Annotated in this window: 19 protein-coding genes and 2 riboswitches; of the genes, 9 read left to right on the top strand and 10 right to left on the bottom strand. The window is 64.7% G+C overall.

Going from position 1 to position 22,101, the window contains the following annotated elements; all coding sequences use genetic code 11:
• Positions 1 to 147: 147 nt before the first annotated feature.
• The 3 genes from glyA to PQU95_RS11630 form a co-directional block, all read right to left on the bottom strand.
• A complete protein-coding gene (gene glyA / locus PQU95_RS11640; protein WP_272752172.1) occupies positions 148 to 1,404 on the bottom strand; it encodes a serine hydroxymethyltransferase in 1,257 nt (418 codons plus the stop codon).
• Between the two features lie 148 nt (positions 1,405 to 1,552).
• A riboswitch (glycine riboswitch) is annotated at positions 1,553 to 1,648 on the bottom strand.
• 1 nt (position 1,649) lies between these two features.
• Positions 1,650 to 1,737: riboswitch (glycine riboswitch) on the bottom strand.
• A gap of 170 nt (positions 1,738 to 1,907) precedes the next feature.
• Entirely contained in the window at positions 1,908 to 2,357 is a 450-nt protein-coding gene (locus PQU95_RS11635; RefSeq protein ID WP_272752171.1) for a nuclear transport factor 2 family protein, read from the bottom strand.
• Positions 2,354 to 3,001: an NAD(P)-dependent oxidoreductase gene (locus tag PQU95_RS11630; RefSeq protein ID WP_272752170.1), complete on the bottom strand. Its 648-nt coding sequence runs from the start codon at positions 2,999 to 3,001 to the stop codon at positions 2,354 to 2,356. Before PQU95_RS11630 ends, PQU95_RS11635 begins: the two co-directional genes overlap by 4 nt.
• Positions 3,002 to 3,102: 101 nt before the next feature.
• Here PQU95_RS11630 and PQU95_RS11625 point away from each other — a divergent pair, with 101 nt between their 5' ends.
• The 5 genes from PQU95_RS11625 to PQU95_RS11605 all read left to right on the top strand — a co-directional run bounded on the left by PQU95_RS11625 (position 3,103) and on the right by PQU95_RS11605 (position 8,980).
• Entirely contained in the window at positions 3,103 to 3,984 is an 882-nt protein-coding gene (locus tag PQU95_RS11625; RefSeq protein WP_272752169.1) for a LysR family transcriptional regulator, read from the top strand.
• Between the two features lie 344 nt (positions 3,985 to 4,328).
• Positions 4,329 to 6,197, top strand: coding sequence for a methyl-accepting chemotaxis protein (locus PQU95_RS11620; RefSeq protein ID WP_272752168.1), 1,869 nt, complete (start codon positions 4,329 to 4,331; stop codon positions 6,195 to 6,197).
• Between the two features lie 129 nt (positions 6,198 to 6,326).
• On the top strand, positions 6,327 to 7,271 hold the full coding sequence (gene mmuM, locus PQU95_RS11615; RefSeq protein ID WP_272752167.1) for a homocysteine S-methyltransferase: 945 nt from the start codon (positions 6,327 to 6,329) through the stop codon (positions 7,269 to 7,271).
• 239 nt (positions 7,272 to 7,510) lie between these two features.
• A complete protein-coding gene (locus PQU95_RS11610; RefSeq protein ID WP_272752166.1) occupies positions 7,511 to 8,149 on the top strand; it encodes a YitT family protein in 639 nt (212 codons plus the stop codon).
• Positions 8,150 to 8,341: 192 nt separating this feature from the next.
• Entirely contained in the window at positions 8,342 to 8,980 is a 639-nt protein-coding gene (locus tag PQU95_RS11605; RefSeq protein WP_272752165.1) for a YitT family protein, read from the top strand.
• 501 nt (positions 8,981 to 9,481) lie between these two features.
• Here the strand turns inward: PQU95_RS11605 and dbpA are convergent.
• The gene (gene dbpA, locus PQU95_RS11600) at positions 9,482 to 10,864 is read right to left on the bottom strand and encodes an ATP-dependent RNA helicase DbpA (protein ID WP_272752164.1); all 1,383 of its coding nucleotides are present in this window, start codon (positions 10,862 to 10,864) and stop codon (positions 9,482 to 9,484) included.
• Between the two features lie 111 nt (positions 10,865 to 10,975).
• Entirely contained in the window at positions 10,976 to 12,124 is a 1,149-nt protein-coding gene (locus tag PQU95_RS11595) for a PQQ-dependent sugar dehydrogenase (RefSeq protein WP_272752163.1), read from the bottom strand.
• Positions 12,125 to 12,252: 128 nt separating this feature from the next.
• Here PQU95_RS11595 and PQU95_RS11590 point away from each other — a divergent pair, with 128 nt between their 5' ends.
• From PQU95_RS11590 to PQU95_RS11580, 3 genes are read left to right on the top strand one after another with little or no spacing between them, the layout of a single operon-like run.
• Entirely contained in the window at positions 12,253 to 13,494 is a 1,242-nt protein-coding gene (locus PQU95_RS11590; RefSeq protein WP_272752162.1) for a SpoIIE family protein phosphatase, read from the top strand.
• Positions 13,491 to 14,051, top strand: a complete 561-nt coding sequence (locus PQU95_RS11585) for a SiaB family protein kinase (protein WP_272752161.1) — start codon at positions 13,491 to 13,493, stop codon at positions 14,049 to 14,051. The genes PQU95_RS11590 and PQU95_RS11585 overlap by 4 nt, the downstream gene beginning before the upstream one ends.
• A gap of 1 nt (position 14,052) precedes the next feature.
• Entirely contained in the window at positions 14,053 to 14,436 is a 384-nt protein-coding gene (locus PQU95_RS11580; protein ID WP_272752160.1) for a DUF1987 domain-containing protein, read from the top strand.
• A gap of 88 nt (positions 14,437 to 14,524) precedes the next feature.
• Here PQU95_RS11580 and PQU95_RS11575 read toward each other — a convergent pair whose 3' ends face one another.
• From PQU95_RS11575 to PQU95_RS11555, 5 genes are all read right to left on the bottom strand, one after another.
• Positions 14,525 to 17,599 carry an efflux RND transporter permease subunit gene (locus PQU95_RS11575; protein WP_272752159.1) on the bottom strand — a complete coding sequence of 1,025 codons (3,075 nt, stop codon included), beginning with the start codon at positions 17,597 to 17,599 and terminating at the stop codon, positions 14,525 to 14,527.
• Positions 17,596 to 18,729, bottom strand: coding sequence for an efflux RND transporter periplasmic adaptor subunit (locus PQU95_RS11570; RefSeq protein ID WP_272752158.1), 1,134 nt, complete (start codon positions 18,727 to 18,729; stop codon positions 17,596 to 17,598). The genes PQU95_RS11575 and PQU95_RS11570 overlap by 4 nt, the downstream gene beginning before the upstream one ends.
• On the bottom strand, positions 18,726 to 20,111 hold the full coding sequence (locus PQU95_RS11565) for an efflux transporter outer membrane subunit (protein ID WP_272752157.1): 1,386 nt from the start codon (positions 20,109 to 20,111) through the stop codon (positions 18,726 to 18,728). Before PQU95_RS11565 ends, PQU95_RS11570 begins: the two co-directional genes overlap by 4 nt.
• Before the next feature lie 196 nt (positions 20,112 to 20,307).
• The gene (locus PQU95_RS11560; RefSeq protein ID WP_308446611.1) at positions 20,308 to 20,880 is read right to left on the bottom strand and encodes a DNA-3-methyladenine glycosylase I; all 573 of its coding nucleotides are present in this window, start codon (positions 20,878 to 20,880) and stop codon (positions 20,308 to 20,310) included.
• Positions 20,873 to 21,130: a TfoX/Sxy family protein gene (locus PQU95_RS11555; protein ID WP_272752156.1), complete on the bottom strand. Its 258-nt coding sequence runs from the start codon at positions 21,128 to 21,130 to the stop codon at positions 20,873 to 20,875. The genes PQU95_RS11560 and PQU95_RS11555 overlap by 8 nt, the downstream gene beginning before the upstream one ends.
• 212 nt (positions 21,131 to 21,342) lie before the next feature.
• On the opposite strand from PQU95_RS11555, the gene cobA reads away from it, so the two are divergent.
• Positions 21,343 to 22,101 (top strand): uroporphyrinogen-III C-methyltransferase, encoded by a 759-nt coding sequence (cobA, locus tag PQU95_RS11550; protein ID WP_272752155.1) that lies wholly within the window; start codon positions 21,343 to 21,345, stop codon positions 22,099 to 22,101.

Below are 22,101 nucleotides of genomic sequence, written 5' to 3'. Positions count from 1 at the left end.
TCTCTTTTTATGGTGTGGGCGCGGGTGGCGCCACGGGTGTTGTCTGTCCGGCCGGGTGGGCCATGGTGGGTGGGTGCTGCCCGGGCAGCGGCGGCATTGTACTGAGCAATGCCGCCGCTGTGTGTACTACCGATGCTGCGGTGCGTTTTAACGATACACGGGGAAGGCCGCGCACAGCTCGGCCACCTGGCGGCGTACGCGCGCGGCGACCTCGGCGTTATCGATATCGTCCAGGATGTCGCATACCCAGTGCGCTACCTGGCCGGCTTCGGTGCTGCCGAAACCGCGGCTGGTGATGGCCGGGGTGCCGATGCGGATGCCGCTGGTCACAAACGGGCTTTGCGGGTCGTTCGGCACCGCGTTTTTGTTGACGGTAATGCAGGCCGCGCCCAGTGCCGCGTCGGCGGCCTTGCCGGTGAGGCCCTTGTCGATCAGGCTCAGCAGGAACAGGTGGTCGTCGGTTTTGCCGGATACCACGGTATAGCCGCGCTGGCGGAATGTCGCCACCATGGCGCGGGCGTTATCCAGCACCTGCTGCTGGTAGGTCTTGAACTCGGGCTGTAGCGCTTCCAGGAAAGCCACCGCCTTGGCGGCGATTACGTGCATCAGCGGGCCGCCCTGGATGCCGGGGAAGACCAGCGACTGCAGCTTTTTCACCAGCGCTTCGTCCGGGTTGGCCGCCAGGATCAGGCCGCCGCGCGGGCCGCGCAGGGTTTTGTGGGTGGTGGTGGTCACCACATGGGCGTGCGGTAGCGGGCTAGGGTACAGTCCGGCCGCCACCAGGCCAGCCACGTGTGCCATATCTACGAACAGCCACGCGCCGACGCTGTCGGCAATCTGGCGCATGCGCGCCCAGTCCACTACCAGCGAATAGGCGGAGAAACCGGCCACCAGCATCTTGGGCTGGTGTTCGGTGGCCAGCCGCTGCACCTCGTCGTAATCGATGGCGCCGCTTTCCGTGTTGATGCCGTACTGCACTGCCTTGTAGATCTTGCCGGAAAAATTGACGCTGGCGCCGTGGGTAAGGTGGCCGCCGTGGGCCAGGCTCATGCCCAGGATGGTGTCACCCGGCTGCAGCAGCGCCATGTACACGGCGGCGTTGGCCTGGCTGCCAGAGTGCGGCTGCACGTTGGCGTAGCGCGCGCCAAACAGCTGGCAGGCGCGGTCGATGGCCAGCTGCTCCACCACGTCTACGTGCTCGCAGCCGCCGTAGTAGCGCTTGCCGGGGTAGCCTTCGGCGTATTTGTTGGTCAGCTGGGTGCCTTGCGCCTGCATCACGCGCGGGCTGGTGTAGTTTTCCGAGGCAATCAGCTCGATGTGGTCTTGCTGGCGCTGGGTTTCGGCCTGGATGGCGGCCCACAGGGTGTCGTCGAAGCCGGCAATCTGCATGTCTTGCGTGAACATATCTGTCTCCATGTCGTGTCTGGCTGCTGGCAGCAGCCGTGTGCATGGCTCTTTGGCGGGTGCCCAGGGTGCCGCGTGGCGGCATGGGCGGGCGGGGCATGGCTGGCACAAAGGCGAGGGCACCCGACCGGCCATGCCGGACGATGCCCCCTCTGTCCCTTGTGCCTGAGATATTGCGGCGCGCGATGGCGTACCGGGTGTCCTTCGGCGAGGTGGCGTTGCGGCCAACCTTCTCTCCAGAGTGCCTGACACACACAGTTCTTTTGCCTGAGAGTTTCTGGGGCGATTCCCCTTCGGCGCTGCCGCGTAGGCAGTCTCTCCTGTGTATGCGGCGCGGTGCGGCGGGGCGGGGCCCTGCCGTGTCGCACGTGGCTTGCAGAATCTAGAAGACGGTGCTTGCTGCTGTCAATGCATGCGGCAGATTTATCGATGTGCGAACGCAGCAAATCGCCGCCCCTTGCGCGGGGCAAGCAGGGCGGCGTGACAGGTGTTTTGCTGGCGGGCTAGAACATGCCGTTGCCGTTGGCGTCTTTGGCGGGCACCGGCTGGATCACGTCCCAGTGCTCGGCAATCTTGCCATCCTGCACGCGGAAGATGTCCACTACCGCCACGCCCAGCTCGCCGGGCTGGTCCTGGCTGTGCACGTGCAGCATCACCAGGTCGCCGTCGGCCAGTACCCGTTTGATGCTGGCGCGGCTTTGCGGCGCATTGGCGCGTATCCAGCGCACGTAGTCCTGCAGCGGGGCGACGCCGTTGGCCACCTCCGGGTTGTGCTGGATGTAGCCGGGCGCCAGATACGTGGCCGCCTGTTCGGCGTCAAGCCGGGTAAAGGCCGCGTCGTAAAAAGCCAGCACCAGCGCCTTGTTGGCGTCTTCGCGCGGGCCGGCCAGTGCCGGCAGGGAGCTAGTAGCCAGGCCTGCGGCCAACATTGCGCCGATCACTACCCGCTTCATTTGGCCGCTGCTACGGTAAAGCGCTGGCGGTGGTGGCGCGCCTGCTCGGCTTCGTCCACGATGGCTACCGCCAGGTCGGCCACGCTGATGCCGGCCGGCGCGTCGCCGTCCATCAGCAGTTCGTTGGCGCCCAGCTGGTACTGGCCGCTGCGCTCGCCCGGGGCCAGCAGTGCCGGTGGCGACACGAATACCCAGTCCAGCACGCTTTCGTCTTGCAGCTGGTTCAGCGCCTGGCGCGCGCCTTCTGCGCCTTCCTTGTATTCGGCCGGGAAATGCGGGGTGTCGATCAGCTGCAGGCCCGGTGCCACGTACAGGCTGCCGGCGCCGCCTACTTCGATGAAGCGCGCCACGCCGGCGGCCTTGGTGCCGGCCACAATGGCAGCGTGGCCTTGCAGGAACAGCGTGCGGATGTCGGCTTTGTCCCAACCCGGGTTGAAGGCGCTGATCACCACGTCGTGGCCGGCCACGTCACGGGCGATGGCGTCGGCGTCGTAGGCGTTGCTGGCCTTGACGGTAAGGTTGGCCGCAGCGGCAACCCGTTCCGGGCGGCTGACCAGTGCGGTAACGTGGTGGTCGCGGGCCAGTAGTTCTTGCAGCAAAGCCTGGCCAACAAAACCGCTAGCGCCGATGAGTGCGATGTTCATGCTGTGTCCTTTCGGGGGAGGGGAATAAGTGCATGGTAGATCACGCGCTTTGGGCTGATAATCCGCTATGAAATTCAATCATTGTTAAGCTGAGGTTGGTAATGGACGAACTACGCAGCATGGCGGTGTTTGCCGCCGTGATCGAACACGGCTCCATGAACGCTGCCGGGCGCACGCTGGGCATGACGGCTTCGGCAGTGAGCCAGCACATCAAGCGGCTGGAGCAGCAGCACCAGGTGGCGCTGCTGCACCGTACCACCCGCAAACTCACGCTCACCGAGGCCGGTGGCGTGTTCTATCGCAGCTGCGCCGCCATGCTGGCGGCCGCCAATGAGGCCAGCGTGCAGATGGCCGCGCTACGTGACGAGCCGGTGGGCGAGCTGCGCATCGCCGCCCCCAGCGGTTTTGCCGGTGGCGTGCTGGGGCAGGCGCTGGCACCGTTGCTGGCGGCCAACCCTGGCTTGAGCCTGCGGCTGTTTTTCCAGGACGAGATGATCGACCTGGTGCAGCACCGTATCGACCTGGCGCTGCGTGCCGGTAACCAGCCGGATTCCACACTGGTGGCGCGCCATCTGGCCGACTGGCCGTTCGTACTGGTGGCGGCGCCGGCCTATCTGGCGGCACGCGGCACGCCACTGCAGCCTGGGCAACTGTACCAGCACGACTGGATAGGGCTGGAGCAGGAGCATGGTCTGACGCCTTTGCGTTTGCAGCGGGAGGGCGAGGTGGAAATGCTGCGCTTGCGCAGCCGCATCGCCAGTAACAGCATGCTGTCGGCACGCGCGTTTGCGCTGGACGGGCTGGGTGTCGCCATGCAGCCCGGGCCGGAAGTGCGCAGCCATCTGCAGTCGGGTTTGCTGGTGCAGCTACTGCCGGACTGGCAGGCGCCGGCGCTGCCGGTCTATGCGGTAACGCCGCGCCGCGACGTGCTGCCAGCCAAGGTGCGGCACGCTATTGCGTTATTGCAACAATCCATGCACTAGCCATTGACTGTTTATTGTGCAATTATTGACATTCGCATTTATAGGTAAGTTAAAAAAACTTGTATGTATTGCAATGTTTGGCTAACAAATAAAAGGGCGCACTGAGATTTAAAGATTTCGTTGGCCAAAGCCCGCGCGGTAGCGCATAAATTCAATGAAAATGCTTACAAGTGAGAAGGAAACGTTTTTTATCTAGCCCATTGGGGCATGATTACGTGCCATTTCGACAGTATTTTGTATGCAAGTTGTTTTGTGTTGCCTGGGGAATCTGACTGGCGTGCTTGGTAGTACCATCCCGCAGTCCGAAAAAACATATCAATAGACATTCAGGGGAAGCTCGAATCATGACACTACGCACGCGCTTGATGATCTTTGTCCTGCTGGTACTCACTACCTTATCGGTGGTGTTCTGTACCGTGGCGTACCTGAAAATGAGCTCGGCGCTGGAACAAGAAATCCAGAACGAAATCAAGATGGCTGCTGACAACAAAGTAAGCTTTGTCAGCGAATGGGTGGATAGCCGCCAGAAAATCGTGGGCTCCGTGCTGCCGCGTTTCGGTACCGGGGAGCTCAAACCCGTACTGGACCAGGCACGCGACGCCGGTGGCTTTGACGACATGTACGTCGGCCAGCCAGATAAAACCATGACCCAGTTTACCGGCGGTTCGCCAGTGCCACCGGGCTACGACCCTACCGGCCGCCCATGGTATCTGGCTGCCAAGGATGCTGCGGGCCCCATTGCCTCGCCACCTTATATTGATGCCGCGACCAAGCGCCCCATCATCACCTTCGCCCAGGCACGCAAGGATGGTGGCCAGCTGGTGGCGGTAGCCGGTGGTGACGTTACCCTGGCACGCGTGGTACAAGAAGTGACCGCAGCCAAGCTGCCCGGCGACGGTTTTGCCTTCCTGGTCACAGCCGAAGGCGACGTGATTGCCCACCCGCAAAAAGACTCCGGCCTGAAAAAAGTCGGCGAAGTGATGCCTGGTTTTGACCTGGGCGCGCTGACTAAAGACGGCCAGATCCAGGAAGTAGAGCAGAATGGTGTTACCGATCTGGTAGCACTGTACCCGGTGCCGAAAACCAGCTGGCTGTTTGGTGTGGTGGTGCCGAAATCGGCCGCACTGGCCCCGGTGAAGCAGCTGCTTACCGTAATGGTGGGTCTGGCGGTAGCTGCACTGCTGCTGGCCGGTATCCTGGCCTACGCAGGTGTCGCCAAAATGCTGGCACCGCTGAACGTGCTGCATAAAGCCATGGTAGAAGTGGCCAGTGGCCAGGGCGACCTGACCAAAACCCTGCCGGTAGGCAACCGTGACGAAGTGGGCCAGATCGCCGAAGCGTTCAACCAGTTTGTGGCCAAGCTGCGCGAGATGTTCATCACCGTGCGTGACGAATCGGATGCGCTGGCCCGCGATGCGGCCGACCTGAACCGTGTGGCCGAGCAGATTGCCCAGGACTCGCGTGTACAGTCCACCGAGCTGTCGGCTACCGCCGCTACCATCGAGGAAATCACCGTCAGCATCAACCACATTGCCGACCATGTGGGTGAAACCGAAGCCTTGGTATCGCGTTCGCGCAGCAACTCGGTAGAAAGCCACCGCGCCATGAGCGAAGTGGAGCGCGAGGTGCAATCCATTCTGCACGCGGTATCGTCGCTGCACGGTGTGATGGGCAGCCTGTCCGGCCAGTCCGAGCAGATCAAGGGTATTGTCGGTGTGATTCGCGATATTGCCGACCAGACCAACCTGCTGGCGCTGAACGCTGCTATCGAGGCGGCCCGTGCCGGTGAAAGCGGCCGCGGTTTTGCCGTGGTGGCCGACGAGGTGCGCAAGCTGGCCGAGCGTACCGCTACGGCCACCGTGCAGATCGCCGAGATGATTGACACCGTGATCCGCCGTACCGGCGAGGCCATTACCCACGCCGATGTCACCAACGAAAAAGTGAGCTCCGGCGTGACCCTGTCGCGTGAGGCTGCCAGCAAGGTAGAAGAGATCAAGCACAGTGCCGAGGAAATTTCCTCGCGCATGAGCGAGATCACCTCGTCCACCGCCGAGCAGGGTGTGGCCACCAACGAAATGGCGCGCAGTGCAGAGCGTGTGAACGTGATGGCGCAGCAAACCGATACCAGCCTGCAAGAAGCACTGGCTACCATTACTGTGCTGGCTTCGCGTGGTGACGAGCTCAAGGCGCTGGTAGCGAAGTTCCGCCTGTAACCGGGTATCACGGCCGGGCGCGTACCGGCCGCCCATTTGTCAGACAAACCCTGTTTGCTTTGCAAGCAGGGTTTGTTTTCACTATGACGGGCCCCGCAGACGGGGCCTGTTTCGCATCCAGAGGCAGCTATGCAAGACCCATTGGCCGCAGTGGCCGTAAATGATGTAATCATCCTGGATGGCGCGATGGCGTCCGAGCTGGAGCGTCGCGGTTGCGACCTTAACGACGCGCTATGGTCGGCCCGCGTGTTGCTGGAGGCGCCCGAGCTGATCCGCCAGGTACACTACGACTACTACGCCGCCGGTGCCGACGTGGCCACCACGGCTAGTTACCAGGCCAGCTTCGAGGGCTTTGCCAAGCGCGGCATTGGCCACGAGCAGGCCGTGGCGCTGATGCAGCAGTCGGTGCACCTGGCGCAAGAGGCGCGCGATGCCTTTTGTGCCGATGCGGCCAGGCTGGCCGGCCGCAAGCGGCCACTGGTGGCGGCCTCGGTAGGGCCGTACGGCGCCATGCTGGCCGACGGTTCCGAATACCGTGGCGGCTATGGCCTGAGCGTGCAGCAGCTGATGGATTTCCACCGCCCGCGTATTGCGGCCCTGCTGGCCGCCGGCCCCGACTTGCTGGCTGGCGAGACCTTTCCGTGCGCAGAAGAGGCGCTGGCACTGGCCACCCTGCTGCGCGACGAGTTCCCCGACGCGCGCGCCTGGGTCAGCTTCTCCTGCCGCGATGCGGCCAACCTCAGCGACGGCACACCGCTGGCCGACGCGGTAGTGGCGCTGGCCGACTTCCCGCAGATCGTGGCCGTCGGCGTCAACTGCACCGCGCCGCGCCACATTGCACCATTACTGGGCGAGGCGGCACGGGTTTCGGGCAAGCGCCTGCTGACCTACCCCAACTCCGGCGAGAGCTACGAGGCCACCACCAAGACCTGGCACGGCAGTAGCGACCCTGGTGCCTTTGCCGATGCCGCCCGCCAGTGGCGCGCCGCCGGTGCTGCCTGCATTGGCGGCTGCTGCCGCACCACGCCGCAAGATATCCGTGCGCTAAGCGCCTGGTTGCGCCCGCAGCGCTAGGGCTTGGCCTGGCCGGCGCCGGCCAGCTTCGCCACAACAAGGCCTGTCTGCCACGCAGACAGGCCTTGTTGTTGATAGGCAGGGTGGCGCGCTGTGCCCGTTATCGGCGTAGCCCGGCTTGGCCAGCGAGGCCGTGCTTTTATCGCTATTGCTGGCAAGCTTGTTGCTTGTTGCAGTGCAGCGTCCGCCAGCTTACCCGCTGGCAGGGCGCCGACCTGACAACAGCAAGTGGTAACACCATGACGAGCGAAAGCAAGTGCCTGGAAGGCGGACACAATCCGCTGGCACATACCTGGGCGGAAGACCTGCTGGCCTTCCTGATCGGCACCTCCTTTATCGGCCTGGGCATGGCCATGTTCGCGCAAGCCGGCCTGCTTACCGGCGGTACTGCCGGCATCGCCTTCCTGTTGCACTACTACAGTGGTGCTTCCTTTGGCTGGCTGTTTTTCATCATCAACCTGCCGTTCTACTGGCTGGCACTGCGCCAGATGGGGCGCGCTTTCACCTTGCGCACCTTTGTGGCTGTGGGCCTGGTATCGCTGTTTTCCAGCTTGCACCGTACGCTGTTCCCGTTTGCCGGCAGCCTGAATCCTTATTACACCGGGCTGTTGGGTGGCCTGCTGATCGGCATGGGCGTTATCGCGCTATTCCGCCACAAAGCCAGCGTGGGCGGGGTCAATATCCTGGCGCTGTACGTGCAGCAGCGTTATGGGCTGCGGGCAGGCAAGCTGCAGTTCGGCTTTGACTTGCTGGTGATGGCCGGTGCGCTGCTGGTAGCAGGTTGGCCGCAGCTGCTGGGCTCGCTGATTGGTGCGGCGGCCATGAGCCTGGTGATCGGCTTTTACCACCGGCCGGATCGTTATATTGCGCAGTCCTGACGCGCGGGGTAGAAAATTGCCGCGCTGCCTGCCTGTCATGGGTTGAGGGTGGGTTATTTATCCATATGGCGATTTTTATGGAAATTAATTGCTTTGTTATTGATTTTTAAAACTTCTTGATGCTGATTAATTGTGATTATTGGCAGTATTGGTAAAATAACAGGATTGTTGCATTGCAATAGAGAACCCAAGATGACCGCTACTGCTACCACCCTTCCACCTGCCACCGCAGACGATGCGCTGGGCCACACCTGGCTGGAAGACGCGCTTGCCATTCTGGTGGGCACACTGCTGATTTCTTTTGGCGTGGCCATGTTCAAAAGTGCCGGCCTGCTCACCGGTAGCACTGCGGGGCTGGCATTTCTGCTGCACTACCAAACCGGCCTGCCGTTTGGCGTGGCCTTTTCGATGATCAACCTGCCGTTCTACTGGCTGGCGGTAAAACGCATGGGCTGGGTATTTACGCTGAAGACCTTCGTGGCGGTGAGCCTGCTATCGCTGTTTACCAGCCTGCACGGCCAGTTTGCCAACTTTGGTGGCCTGAACCCGTTTTACAGCGGCCTGATCGGCGGCCTGATGATGGGGATGGGCTTTATCGCGCTGTTCCGTCACAAGGCTAGCCTGGGCGGGGTGAACATCCTGGCGCTGTATGTGCAGGACCGTTACGGCATTCGCGCCGGCAAGCTGCAGCTGGGTGTGGACATGGTCATCCTGCTGGCGTCGCTGTTTCTGGTGAGCGTGCCGGCACTGCTGGGCTCCATTCTGGGGGCGGCGGCGCTGAATATGGTAATTGCCATGAACCACCGGCCAGACCGTTATATCGGCACCTGAGTCGTGCGTACTCCATAAAAGACCGGCCACAGGCCTAATGCCAGTCAGTTAACGCTGACTGGCGTTTTTTTGGGCTAGGGCTTGTTGCGTTGAAGAGTACTTGTGTGTCCGCGATGCGGACGATGATTAGATGCCGGTTCCGCCCGGCAGACGGGAAAGGGGGCGGGTTGCCGCCCCCTTTTCATTCCCCCGCAACCCGGGGCTGCTCGAAACCCCGTCCAAAATGGCACACCCCAGGCGCCGCCGAACTCGCATCGCTGAGCAAATCAAAGATTTGCACGCAGATCGCTAACGGCTCGGGACTCAAACAAGTCGGCGTCTTGCGCGTGCGACTCTTCGATTCGCTCAGCACAACCCTGGGGCGAACCATTTTGATCGGCTCGCGCCAACGGGATGGGGCGCTTCACTCACGACCTACCACTTGATGGGCAAGTATATTCGCTTAACTGACTGGCATTAGGCCATTGGCCGGCCTTTTGTGCCATGCATTAACAGACTGGCTTATTCCACAAAGCGCATCTTGTAGCTCTTGGCCTTGATCTTGCCAGCGCTCAGGCGCTCGAAAGCCTGCTGCGCGATGTGGCGGTCCAGCGCCACGAAGGTGTTGAACTCGAACACGGTGATCTTGCCCACCTGTTTGCCGTCCACACCGCCTTCGCCGGTCAGGGCGCCCAGAATGTCGCCCGGGCGCAGCTTCTCGCGTTTGCCGCCGGCGATTTCCAGCATCACCATCGGTGGCTGCAGCGGGCCGCCTGGGGCCGGTTTCAGGTCGGCCAGTTCTTCCCAGGCCAGGTCGGCTTTCTGGTATTCCTCGATGCTGGCGGCGCGGCGTGCGTCGCTAGGGCTGACCAGCGTCAGCGCCAGGCCGTGCTTGTCGCCGCGGCCGGTACGGCCGATACGGTGGATATGCACTTCCGGGTCGTGCGCCACGTCCACGTTGATCACCAGGTCCAGGTCCTTGATGTCCAGGCCGCGGGCGGCTACGTCGGTGGCCACCAGCACGGTGATGGTCTTGCCGGCAAAGCGCGCCAGGATCTGGTCGCGGTCACGCTGTTCCAGCTCGCCGTACAGCGCTTCGGCGCTAAAGCCAGCTTGCTGCAGCTCGGCCACCAGCTCTTTACAGCGCTGTTTGGTATTGCAGAAGGCCAGGGCGGAGGTTGGCCGCACGCTGTGCAGCACGCGGGCGACGATGTCCAGGCGCTGGTCCGGGTCGATCTCGTACCACCATTGCTCGATTTGGCCGGCGTCGTGCAGCGCTTCCACTTTTACCATGTGCGGCTGCTTCATGAACTGCTCGGCCAGTTTGCGGATATTGTCCGGGTAGGTGGCGCTGAACATCAGTGTCTGGCGGTTGCGCGGGCAGGCGCGCACGATGCCGACGATTTCTTCGATAAAGCCCATGTCTACCATGCGGTCGGCTTCGTCCAGTACCAGGGTTTTCACGCCGGCCAGCTCCAGCGTGCCGCGCGACAGGTGGTCTTGCAGGCGGCCCGGGGTGCCTACCACGATGTGGGCGCCGTGTTCCAGCGAGGCGCGTTGCGGCGCCATTGGCGTGCCGCCGCACAGGGTAATCACCTTGATATTGTCGATGCAGCGTGCCAGGCGGCGGATTTCCTGCGCTACCTGGTCGGCCAGCTCGCGCGTGGGGCACAGCACCAGAGCCTGGATGGCAAACCAGCGCGGGTTGATATTGGTGAGCAGACCCAGGCCAAATGCTGCTGTCTTGCCGCTGCCGGTTTTGGCCTGGGCGATGACGTCGCGGCCGTCCAGGACGGCAGGCAGGCTTTCTGCCTGGATGGCGGTCATGCTGGTGTAGCCCAGGCTATCGAGGTTGGAAAGCAGGTTTTGCGGCAGTTGCAGGGTGCTGAATTTGGCTTTGTTCACAATGACTTGGCGTGGGTTGATATGGCAAGGCGCGGAGTGTAGCAGCTGGCGGCGCTGCGGCCAACCTTGGGCGCGGTTTTAACGCGCTGCCGGTGCGGCGCCTGCACGGTATCAGCGCGGGCTCAGGCGCAGCAGCTGGCCGTTGCGGTCGTCGGCAAACCACAGCGCACCGTCGGCAGCCTGGGCGATTTCCACCGGGCCGGCCGGCCCGCCTTTGCCACGCCATGGCCCCAGTAGCGTGTGCGGTTTACCCTGCGGCAGCCCGCGGCTATCGGTGGCGTAGGCCACAATGCGCTGGCCATGCTGGCGGTAGCCGTGCAGGCCCACTAGCAGTTGGCCGCGCCAGGCCGCCGGTGCCTTGGGCCCCAGCCACCACGCCAGGCCCAGTGGCGCGCTGTGCGCCGGCAGCAGCATGGCGGGGGCGCGGGTAGTGCGGCAGGCGTAGCGGGGGAATTCCGGCGCATTGCGCTGCGTGTCGTAGCAATACGGCCAGCCGTAGTGGCCACCGGCTTGCAGCAGGTTCAGCTCGTCGTGCGGCAAGCCGTTGTCGTTGGGCAGGCCGGCGGCCAGATGCAGCGCGTCGCGGCTGTTTTCGGCCTGCAGCACGCTGCCGCCTGGGTGCACGGCAATGGCCATGCTGTTGCGCAGGCCGCGCGCCAGCACGCCCAGGTTTTGCAGGCGGCCGTCGGCCAGCACGCGGTAGCGGCGCACGCTGCCGGCCGGGTTGCCGCCTTCGGCCTCGCTGCACTGCGTCTGGCCGCGTTGCGTCTCGCAGTTGTCCGAGCTGCTGCCGATGTTCACGTACAAGGTGTCGCCCGCCAGCGTAAAGCTGGTCAGCGGGTGGCGCTGGCGCAGCGGCAGGCTGGCGACGGTTTGGCGCTGCGCGGGTGTTGCCAGCGTGAGCAGGCTGATGCGGCCAACTTCGCCCAGCAGGATGCGGCCACCGGGCAGCACGGCCACGCTGTGCGGGCGGTCCAGCTGGCGCGCCAGTACGGCCTTCTGCCAGCCATTGCCGCTGCGGGTGAAGCGCAGCAGGCGGCCGGCCGGCGCGTCCCAGCGCACCATCTCGGTGAGCAGCACGCTGCCGTCCGGCAGCAGGGCAATGCCGCGCGGCAGCGTTAGCCCGCTGGCGACCACCCCCGCACACAGGCCGGCTGCAACTGGCGCGTCCAGTGCGGGCAGGGCGCCACAGTTGGCCGCAAGGGCAGGCTGCACAGCCAGCAAGGCTACGCCGAATAGCAGGGTGTGTGTTTTTGTCATAAATATTTTGATTTAATATAACGCCTTCATTTGCAGGCTTTGTTTAACAATAGCGTCAAAGTCCTGTCATGGTTGCGTCATGCTGGCTACCTACACTGCGCGCATTCTTTTCAGCCGCAGGGCACATCATGCAGCGCGACAACCTTGCCGTTACCCAGGTGGCCGGCCACTTGCTGGACCAGCCGCCGGTGGTGTCACCGGACAGTAGCAATTACCAGGTGCTGGCAGTGTTCACCAGCCACGAAGCACTGGCCAACCTGCCGGTAGTGCGCGATGGCCAGCCGCTGGGCATCATCAACCGCAACCATTTCATGAGCATGCTGGCACGGCCGTTCCACCGCGAGATCTTTGGCCGCAAGCCGTGCACCGCTTTCATGGACACCAACCCGCTGGTGGTGGACTACCACCTGCCGCTGACCGAGCTGTCTTTCGAGGCGCTGCAGCGCGGGGGCAAGGTGCTGTCCGATGGTTTCATCATCACCGTGGACGGCGCCTACGCCGGCGTGGGGCAGGGCGTGTCGCTGATGCAGGCACTGGCCGACCAGCAGGCCGAGAAACACCGCCAGATGATGGACAGCATCCATTATGCCTCGGTAATCCAGCAGTCGTTCCTGCAAAGCTCGCGCCGCGACATGGCGGCCTGCCTGCAGGACTACTTCATGGTGTGGGAGCCGCGCGACGTGGTGGGTGGTGACTACTACTACTTTGTGAAGCGCGACGACGGCTTCTTTGTGGCCGTCATCGACTGCACCGGCCACGGCGTGCCGGGCGCGTTCATGACGCTGATCATGGCCTCGGCGCTGAAACAGGTGCTGGGCAGCCACGACCTGCACGACCCGGCCGCGCTGCTGGGGGCCATCAACCGCCAGGTGAAGGAGTCGCTGGGCCAGCTGGCCGACCACGAGCGCCACCCCGAGCTGCACGTGGACGTGCGCAGCGACGACGGCATGGACTGCGCCTTCTGCTGGTACGACTACGCCAGCCACACGCTGACCTTTGCCGGCGCCAAGACCCCCATTTTCGTGCTGCCGCCCAAGGGCGACGAGGTAGACGTGGTGGACGGCAACAAGAAGGGCGTCGGTTACGTCAGCACGCCGCTGGATTACCAGTGGGACAACCGCACGGTGAAGCTGAAGCCCGGCAGCCGGCTGTACATCAGCACCGACGGCATCATCGACCAGATCGGCGGCGCCAAGCGTATCTGCTTTGGCAAAAAACGCTTCAAGGAACAGATTCTCAAACATGCCCACCTGCCGATGGCACAGCAGCAGCAGGCGCTGCTGGAAGCCTTTCACCACTGGCAGGGCGAAAACAGCCGCCGTGACGACGTGAGCCTGTTCGGCGTACACATCAAGGAGCCACACGCATGAGCCTGGACCACTTTTACCGTTTTCAAGACCTGGCGCGCCAGCAGAGCGTGGTTTTCTACTACACCGGCTATTTTTCGCAGGCTATTGTCAGTGCCATGGGCGATGCGCTGCGCCAGCGCCTGAACCAGACCGACGCCAGCAATATGCAGCGCCGCAAATTGTTCTCGGTGTTTATCGAGATGGCGCAGAACGTGGTGCATTACTCGGCCGAGCACCTGTCGGCCAGCGACAGCACCGACCAGGAAATCCGCCGTGGCGCGCTGTGGGTGGGCGAGCAGGATGGCCACTTCTACGTGGTCTGTGCCAACCCGGTAGCGCGCGAGCAGGTTGGCCGCATCCGCGACAAGCTGATGCCGCTGCTGGGCATGAGTAACGACGACATCAAGCAGCTGTACAAGCAAAAGCTGCGCAGCGACAACGACGCCGAAAGCAAGGGCGCCGGCCTGGGCTTTCTTACCGTGGCGCGCGACGCCACCGAGCCGGTGGAGTTCGACTTTATCGACGAAGACGGCCCGCTCAGCCCCATCACCATGTTCTATCTGAAAGCCTCGATCTGATATGCAAAACCTCCATATCCCCGCCACCAGCTACAGCCCGCAAGTGGACTTCGACTTCGCCCGCCACCAGCTGAGCTTGCGTGGCGAGAGCTACCCGGAAAACGCCAGCGTGTTTTTCGCCCCCATCATGGCCGCGCTGGACGCCTACCTGGCGCCGCTGGACCACGTGCGCATTAGCGTGGACGTACAGCTGGCCTACTTCAACAGCGCCAGCACCAAGGCCATTCTGGCCGTGTTCGAGCGCCTGAACGCTGCCGCCGTAGCCGGTAACTACGTCACCGTTAACTGGCACAGCGACCCGGACGACGACACCATCATGGAGTTTGGCCAGGAAATCGCCGAAGACAACCCGGCGCTGGACGTGCACCTGCTGGAGCTGGCCTGAGGGCGCAGCTGCTGTGCCGAGGTGCAGCAAAAAGGCGTTAGCGGCACAGGGCCGCTAACGCCTTTTCCACGCTGGCCTGACCGCAGGGTCAGTCCGAGGTGTCAGCGTGTTGCTCGTGTTGCGGCAGCCAGCGCCGCAGCCACTGCTGCATGTCGTCCACCACGGTGTATACCACCGGCACCACCAGCAGGCTGAGCAGGGTAGAGGTAAGCAGGCCGCCGATCACCGCAATCGCCATCGGCGCGCGAAAGCTGGGGTCGGCGCTCAGGCCCAGCGCAATCGGCAGCATGCCGGCACCCATCGCCACCGTGGTCATCAGGATGGGCTGGGCGCGCTTGTGGCAGGCGTCCAGCATGGCGGCCAACCTTGTCAGCCCCTGTTCGCGCCGCGCTTTCACCGCGTACTCCACCAGCAGGATGGCGTTTTTGGTGACCACGCCCATCAGCATCAGCAAGCCGATGATGGACGGCATGGAAAAGCTGTTGCCGGTGAGCAGCAGCGCCAGAAACGCGCCGCCCACGCTCAGCGGCAGCGCCATCAGGATGGTCAGCGGCTGCAGGAAGTCGTGGAACAGCAGCACCAGCACCACGTAGATGCACAGCACGCCTACCGCCATCGCCATGCCGAAGTTGCCGAACAGCTCGCCCATGCGCTCGGCGTCGCCGGACGGCTGCAGGCTGACACCGGCCGGCAGCTGGCGCAGCGTTGGCAGCGCGTTGGCTTGCTGCTGCACTTCGCCCATGCTGCGCTGGCCCAGCTCGACGTCCAGTGTGACCTGGCGCTGGCGGTCGCGGCGGTTGATCTGGCTGGGGCCGCTGCCCACGTTCAGCGCGGCCACGCTTTGCAGCGGCACGCTGCCGCTGGTGGCCGGCACCCGCAGCTGGCCCAGCGCGGTCAGGTTGCCGCGCACGCTATCGTCCAGCCGCACGCGGATGTCCAGCTGCCGTTGCGGCAGCGACAGCTTGGCCAGGCTAGTGGAGAAGTCGCCGTAGGTGGCCAGCCGTACGGTGTCGGCCAGTGCGCTGCTGGTGACGCCCAGTTCGGCGGCGCGGGCGGCGTGCGGGGTGATCTGCAGCTCTTGCTGCTGCAGGCTGGCGTCCGACTGCACGTTGCCGATGCCGGGCAGGCTGCGCAGCTCGCGCTCCAGCTGGCGGGTAGTGGCCAGCAGCGCGTTGCTGTCTTCGCCGGTCAGCGTCAGTTGCAGCTTTTCGCCGGTGTTCTGGCCGCCTACCGCCAGCCGCGCACCGGGCACGTCGCGTACTGTAGCCCGCAGCGCGTCTTCGATGACGGCCTGGCTGACGCTGCGCTCGCTGCGCGGCGTCAGTGTAATGGTGAGGGTGGCGCTGTTGTTGCTGTTGCTGCTGCTGGCGCCGGGGCCGCCGCCGGTACTGGCGGTGCCGACCGAACTGAACACGTGGCGCACGTGGGCTACCTTCAGGACGCGCTGCTCGGTGGCGGCCACCACAGCACGGGTATCGTCCAGCGTACTACCCGCAGGCAGCGTTACCGTGATGCTGGTGCGGCCAACGTCGGCCGCCGGGACGAAACCGGTGGGTAGTAGCGGCACCAGCGCCAGCGAGGCCACAAAAAACAGCCCGGCTGCCGCTAGCGTGGTCTTGCGGTGCGCCATGCACCAGCCGGCCCAGCCCAGGTAGCGCTGCATCAGCTTGCTGTCTTGCTGCTGCACCGGGTGCGCTTTCAGCATGCTGGCGGCCATCATCGGCGTCAGCAGGCGTGCCACCAGCAGCGAGGCCAGTACCGCTGCGGCGGCGGTGAGGCCGAACTGGCGGAAGAAGCGGCCGGTAATGCCGCTCATGAAGGCGGTGGGCAGGAACACCGCCACCAGCGTAAAAGTGGTGGCGATCACCGCCAGGCCGATTTCGTCGGCCGCTTCCAGCGCCGCCTGGCGTGGCGATTTGCCCATGCGCAGGTGGCGCACGATGTTTTCCACCTCCACGATGGCGTCGTCCACCAGGATGCCGATCACCAGTGCCAGTGCCAGCAAGGTGAGGGTGTTGAGGCTGAACGACCAGTAATACATCAGTGCGAAAGTGGGCAGGATGGACAGCGGCAGCGCGGTGGCCGACACAAAGGTGGCGCGGCCGTCGCGCAGGAACCACCACACCACCAGCACGGCCAGGATGGCGCCTTCCAGCAGCAGGTGCATCGAACCTTGGTAGTTGTCCTCGATCGACGCTACGGTATTGTAGGCCTCGGCAATGCGGATCTGCGGGTGGGCGGCCTGCAGCTGCGCCACGGTCTGGCGGGTGCGTTCCACCACCGCCACTTCCGATTCGCCCTTGCTGCGGGTGACCTGGAAGCCGATCACCGGTTTGCCGTCCATGCGGGCGTAGGTGCTGCGCTCGGCCTGGGTGTCGCTGACCGTGGCCAGCTGGTCCAGCCGCACGTGGCGACCGTCGCCCAGCGGAATCGGCAGCGCCGCCAGTGTGGCCACATCGCCGGTGGCGCCCAGCGTGCGCAGCGTTTGCTGGCCACCGGACACCCGGCCCTGGCCGCCGGCGCTGTCTTGCTGCACATTGCCCAGCTGGCTGGCCACGGTAGCCACGCTGGCACCCAGCGCGTTCAGCCGCAGCGGGTCCAGCGCCACCAGGATCTCGCGGTCCACACCGCCGACACGGGCCACCTTGCCCACGCCACGGGTGGCCAGCAGCGCCTTGTTGACGTCGTTATCGATAAACCAGCTCAGCTCGGCTTCGCTGAGGTTGGCCGCCTGCACGCTATAGGTAATCAGCGCCTGGCCGCTGGTGTTTACCTTGCTGACGGTGGGCGTCTGCATGGCGGCCGGCAGCTTGGCCTTCACGCTGTCTACCGCGTTGCGCACCTGGTTCAGCGCTTCTTCGCTGTTTTTTTCCAGCGGGAACTCCACGCTCACGCTGACAGCACCGTCGGTGATGGTGGTGGTGATGTGCTGCACGTCGCCCAGGGTGGCGATCTGGTTTTCCAGCGGGCGGGCGACTTCGGTTTCCAGCTGGCTGGGCGCCGCGCCTTCCAGGCTGGCGCTGACCGTCACGGTGGGGAAGTCCATGTCGGGGAAGTTCTGGATGCCCAGCGCGCGCAGGCCCCACAGGCCTGCCAGACTCAGCAGCACGAACAACAGGATGGCCGGTACCGGGTTGCGGATCGACCAGGCAGAAACGTTCATCGTGCCGCTCCGCTCTGGCTGACACGCACGCTGTCGCCGTCATTCAGGAAGCCGCCGCCGCTTTTTACCAGCGCCGCGCTGCGGTCGGTTTTGCCCAGCAGCTCTACATCGTTGCCTTGCCTGCGGCCAACCTTTACCTCGCGCTGGCGCACCAGGTTGCCGGCCTGCAGTTCGAACACGTACTGGCGCCCGTCGCGCACGGTGACGGCACTGGCCGGTACGGTGTAGGCCATCTGCTGGCCAAGGCTGAGCTGGCCACTGGCGTACATGCCGGCGCGGGCGCTGCTGTTGCCGGCCAGGTCGATATAGGCCAGTGCCAGGCGGTTGCTGCTGTCCAGCGCCGGTGCCAGCTGGCGTACGCGGCCACTGGCGGTGTTGCCATCGGGCAGCTGCAGCGTGGCTTGCATGCCAGGCTTGATACTGGACAGCTGGCTGGCATCCACTTCGGCACGCCATTCCAGCCGTTGCTGCCGCTGCAGGGTAAACAGCTCGGTGCCGCTGGATACCACCTGGCCCAGCTGCGCGCTGCGCTTGGTGATGACGCCATCGTCGCTGGCGCTAATGCGGGTGTGGCCCAAGGTGATGCGGCTGGCGGCCAGTTTGGCCTCGGCGGCGGCCACGTCGGCCTCGGCGGTCTGCAGCGCCTGGGCGTATTGTTCGATTTTTTGTGCCGACAGCGCGCCGCTATCGGCCACCGCGCGGGCGCGGTCCAGGTCGCTGCGCGCGGCGCCCAGTGCCACGCGGGCCTGTTTCAGGCCGGCTTCGTTCTGGCGGATGTCGGTCTGGATGCTGTCGGCAAACAGCTCGGCCAGCACCTGGCCCTTGCGTACCACGGTGCCCACGTCGGCGTGCAGCGCGGTAATGCGCAGGCCGCCGGTTTCGGCGCTGATGCTGGCTTCCTGCCAGGCATGGATGCCGCCGCTCAGGGCCAGGCTTTGCGGCCAGATGCGTGGCTGCATGTAGATGGTTTCCACGGCCAGCGCGGTGGCTCGGGCCGGAGCCGCCTGGGCCGCCTGGGCCGGGCTCTGCCACAGTGTGATGGGTAGCAACAGGACAATGCCGATAAGGCCTGCGGGCAGGAGCAGGGCTGCGCTGATCAGCCCAGCGAGGGTGAGATGCTGCTTTTTCATGAGGCTTGGCTTTCATTCTGGGTGATCCAGCCACCGCCCAGTGCCTTGTACAGGGCAAGGGTATACAGCAGGCGGTCGCGCTGGAGGGTGATCAGGTCTTGCTGGCTGGCAATGCTGCTGCGCAGGGCACTGCCCAGGGCCAGTACGCTGGCGGTACCGGCTTGCCATTGCCGGTTCACTGCGGCTAGCTGGCCTGTGGCGAGCTGGTGCCGGGCGCTGAGCGCGGCTTCGCGCTGGCGGCTGCTATCCACGCGCACCAGGGCTTGTTCCACTTCCTGTACCGCGCTGCGCACGCTGCTCTGGTAGCTGGCCTGGGTCTGGCGGTAGTTGGCCCCGGCCTGGGTGACGGCGGCCTGGCTGCTGCCACCGTCGAGCAGGGGCAGGCTCAGCGTGGGGCCGAAGCTCCAGCTACTTTGCTGCCGGCCCTGGTTGCGGCTGGCGCTGAGCGTGCCGGCGAGGCTGAGCTGCGGGTAACGGCCGGCTTCGGCCACGCCGATGTCGGCACTGGCGGCGGCCAGCTGGCGCTCGGCGGCTTGCAGGTCCGGGCGCTGGCGCAGCAGGTCGGCCGGTACGCTGTCTACCTGCAAGTTGGCCGCAGCAGGCAGGCGGGCCGGCTGGCTTGCCAGCAGCGCGCGCAGCTCGGCTTCCGGCATGCCGCTGACGGCGACCAGCGCTTTCAGGTACAGCTCGGTCTCGGCTTGCTGCGCCAGCAGGGTGTTGTCGGCACTGGCCAGCGCGGCTTCGGCGTCGGCACCGTCTACGGCGGAGCTGAAGCCGGCCTTCACCAGCACGCGGGTGGCGTCGGTGCTGTCTTGCTGTGACTGGCGCGACAATTGCGCCAGCTCGGTTTGCAGCTGGCTGGCGCGGTAGTTCACGTAGTAGTTGGCCAGCTCTGCCGCCAGGCTGGCGCGGGCGTCGTGCCAGCCGGCCTCGCTGGCTTGCAGGCGGGCAGTGGCCGCTTCGTGGTTGCGTTGCAGCTTGCCCCAGAGGTCGATTTCCCAGCTGGCGTCCAGCGCGCTGCTACGGCTGATGCCGCTACTGCGCTGGCGGGTGACGCCGGTGCTGAGGCTGGCACTAGGGACGCCGGCCTGTGCTGCGGTATCGACGTCGGCGCGGGCGCTGTCGATAGCGGCCAGCGCGCTTTGTAGCGACGGGTGCTGTTGTTCGGTGACGGCCAGCAGGCCGTGCAGTACCGGGTCGTCTAGCTGCTGCCACCAGTCCAGCAGGCTGGCCAGCCTGCCGTCGTGGGCTTGTGGTGCCTGCCACTGGCTGGCCAGTGGCAGGTCGGGGGCGGTATAGGCCGGGCCGATAGTGGCGCAGCCACCCAGCAGGGTCAGCGCAGCCACCAGCGGCAATAGCCGGTACCAGGCGGGTAAGGTCATGCGGTGCTCCGGTAAGTGCGGCAGGGGAAACCCTGCCCGCAACGAAGGCGCCAGTGTGCATGGCCGGTTTATGGTGTTTACGTCGGCTTTGTATCGGTATTGAAATATGGTGCCAGTGGCATGGTGCCGGGTTTGCGTAGGACACACTGCACTGGCACATCGGTCCGCGTGGTGCCGCGGGGGGCGTTGGCCGCGGCTAGTGGTGGTTGGCCGGGTGTTCGGGGCAAGTGAGCAGGTGGTCGTTCACCACGCCGGTGGCCTGCAGGAAGGCGTAGATCACCGTGCTGCCGACAAAATTCATGCCGGCTTTCTTCAGCGCCTTGCTGATACTGTCCGATAGCGGTGTGCTGGCCGGGGCTTCAGCCAGCGTGGCCCAGTGGTTTTGCACCGGCTGGCCACCCACCTGCACCCACAGCCAGGCGGCAAAGCTGCCGTGCTCGCGCTGCATGGCCAGAAATACCCGTGCGTTGCGGATGGCGCTGTTTACCTTCAGCCGGTTGCGCACAATGCCCGGGTCCAGCAGCAGTCGTTCCACGTCGGCCTCGGTCATCGCTGCCACTTTTACCGGGTCGAAATCGTGGAATACTCGGCGGTAGTGCTCGCGTTTGCGCAGGATGGTGATCCACGACAACCCGGCCTGCGCGCCTTCCAGTACCAGCATTTCAAATAGCTTCTGGTCGTCGTGTACCGGCTTGCCCCACTCGTGGTCGTGGTAGGCCATGTACAGCGGGTCGGCGCCGCACCAGCCGCAGCGTTTCAGTTCAGTCATGCATTTTCTCCAGGTCTTCCAGTGCCAGCAGCAAGCGCAGGCGGTCGTCGCGCGCCACCTGCTGCCAGTGGCGGCCGCTCAGTGCGCCTTCCAGCGCCCATAGCAAGTTCAGGCTAGCGCCTTGCCCGCTGCGCTTCACTTGCAGGTAAGCAGCAACGGCACCCAGCTGGCGCAAGTTGGCCGCATCGGGTATGCCAGCCGCCCGCAGCATGCGCCACGAGGCCGGGCCAAGGTTGGCGGTAGCGTTCATGCCACCAGTGTAACGCGGCGCTGCTGCCAGCGTGTTGTCAGCAGCATGGCAGTGGGGGTGCCGCGCCAGCACAGGGCTAGTACCTGCGCACCACGGTATTGCGATGGCTATGCGGCTATTTGGTTATAAGAAAACGGTCTGGCAGAACTTTTGGCTTGATGTATCGTGCAAAGCGGCCCGCGCCCCGGGCCCGATGCAGAAAGGAAAGCAGCATGAGTGGCAAAGTATGGTTGATCGGTGCCGGCCCCGGCGATGCGGAATTGCTGACGCTCAAAGCGTTGCGCGTGCTGCAGGCCTGTGACGTATGGCTGGTGGACGATCTGGTGGGGCGCGACATGCTGGACTTTGCCCGCCCCGGCACCCGTATTGTGCCGGTGGGCAAGCGCGGCGGCTGCAAGTCCACGCCGCAGGCCTTCATTTTGCGGCTGATGGCGCGCTATGCCCGGCAGGGGCGGCAGGTGGCGCGGCTGAAAGGCGGCGACCCGTTCATTTTTGGCCGTGGCGGCGAAGAGTGGGCGTGGCTGGCCGAGCGCGGCGTGGCGGTAGAGGCGGTCAACGGCATTACCGCCGCTTTCGCTGCGGGCGCCGACCTGGGCTTGCCGCTAACCCATCGCGGCGTAGCGCGTGGCGTGGCGCTAGTGACCGCCCACACCCAGGACGGTAGCCAGCCGGACTGGGCGACGCTGGCGCACAGCCGGCTGACCGTGGTCTGTTATATGGGTATGGCCGGTTTGCCACAGCTGGTGCCGCAGCTGTTGGCCGCCGGTTTTGCGGCCAACTTGCCGGTGGCGGTAGTGCACCGCGCCGGCTGCCGCGAGCAGCAGCACCTGGTGACCACGCTGGCGCATCTGCAGGCCGACGTGGCAGCCAGCGGCCTGGCCAGCCCGGCGGTGATCATTCTGGGCGAGGTGGTGGACCACGCCATGAAACTAGCCTTGCCGGCGGCAGAAGCCAGCAGTGCTGTAGCGTAA

Origin of the sequence: Vogesella aquatica, from assembly GCF_028548455.1 — a bacterium.
Taxonomy (GTDB): domain Bacteria; phylum Pseudomonadota; class Gammaproteobacteria; order Burkholderiales; family Chromobacteriaceae; genus Vogesella; species Vogesella aquatica.
This window is presented reverse-complemented; position numbering and strand designations above follow the sequence as displayed.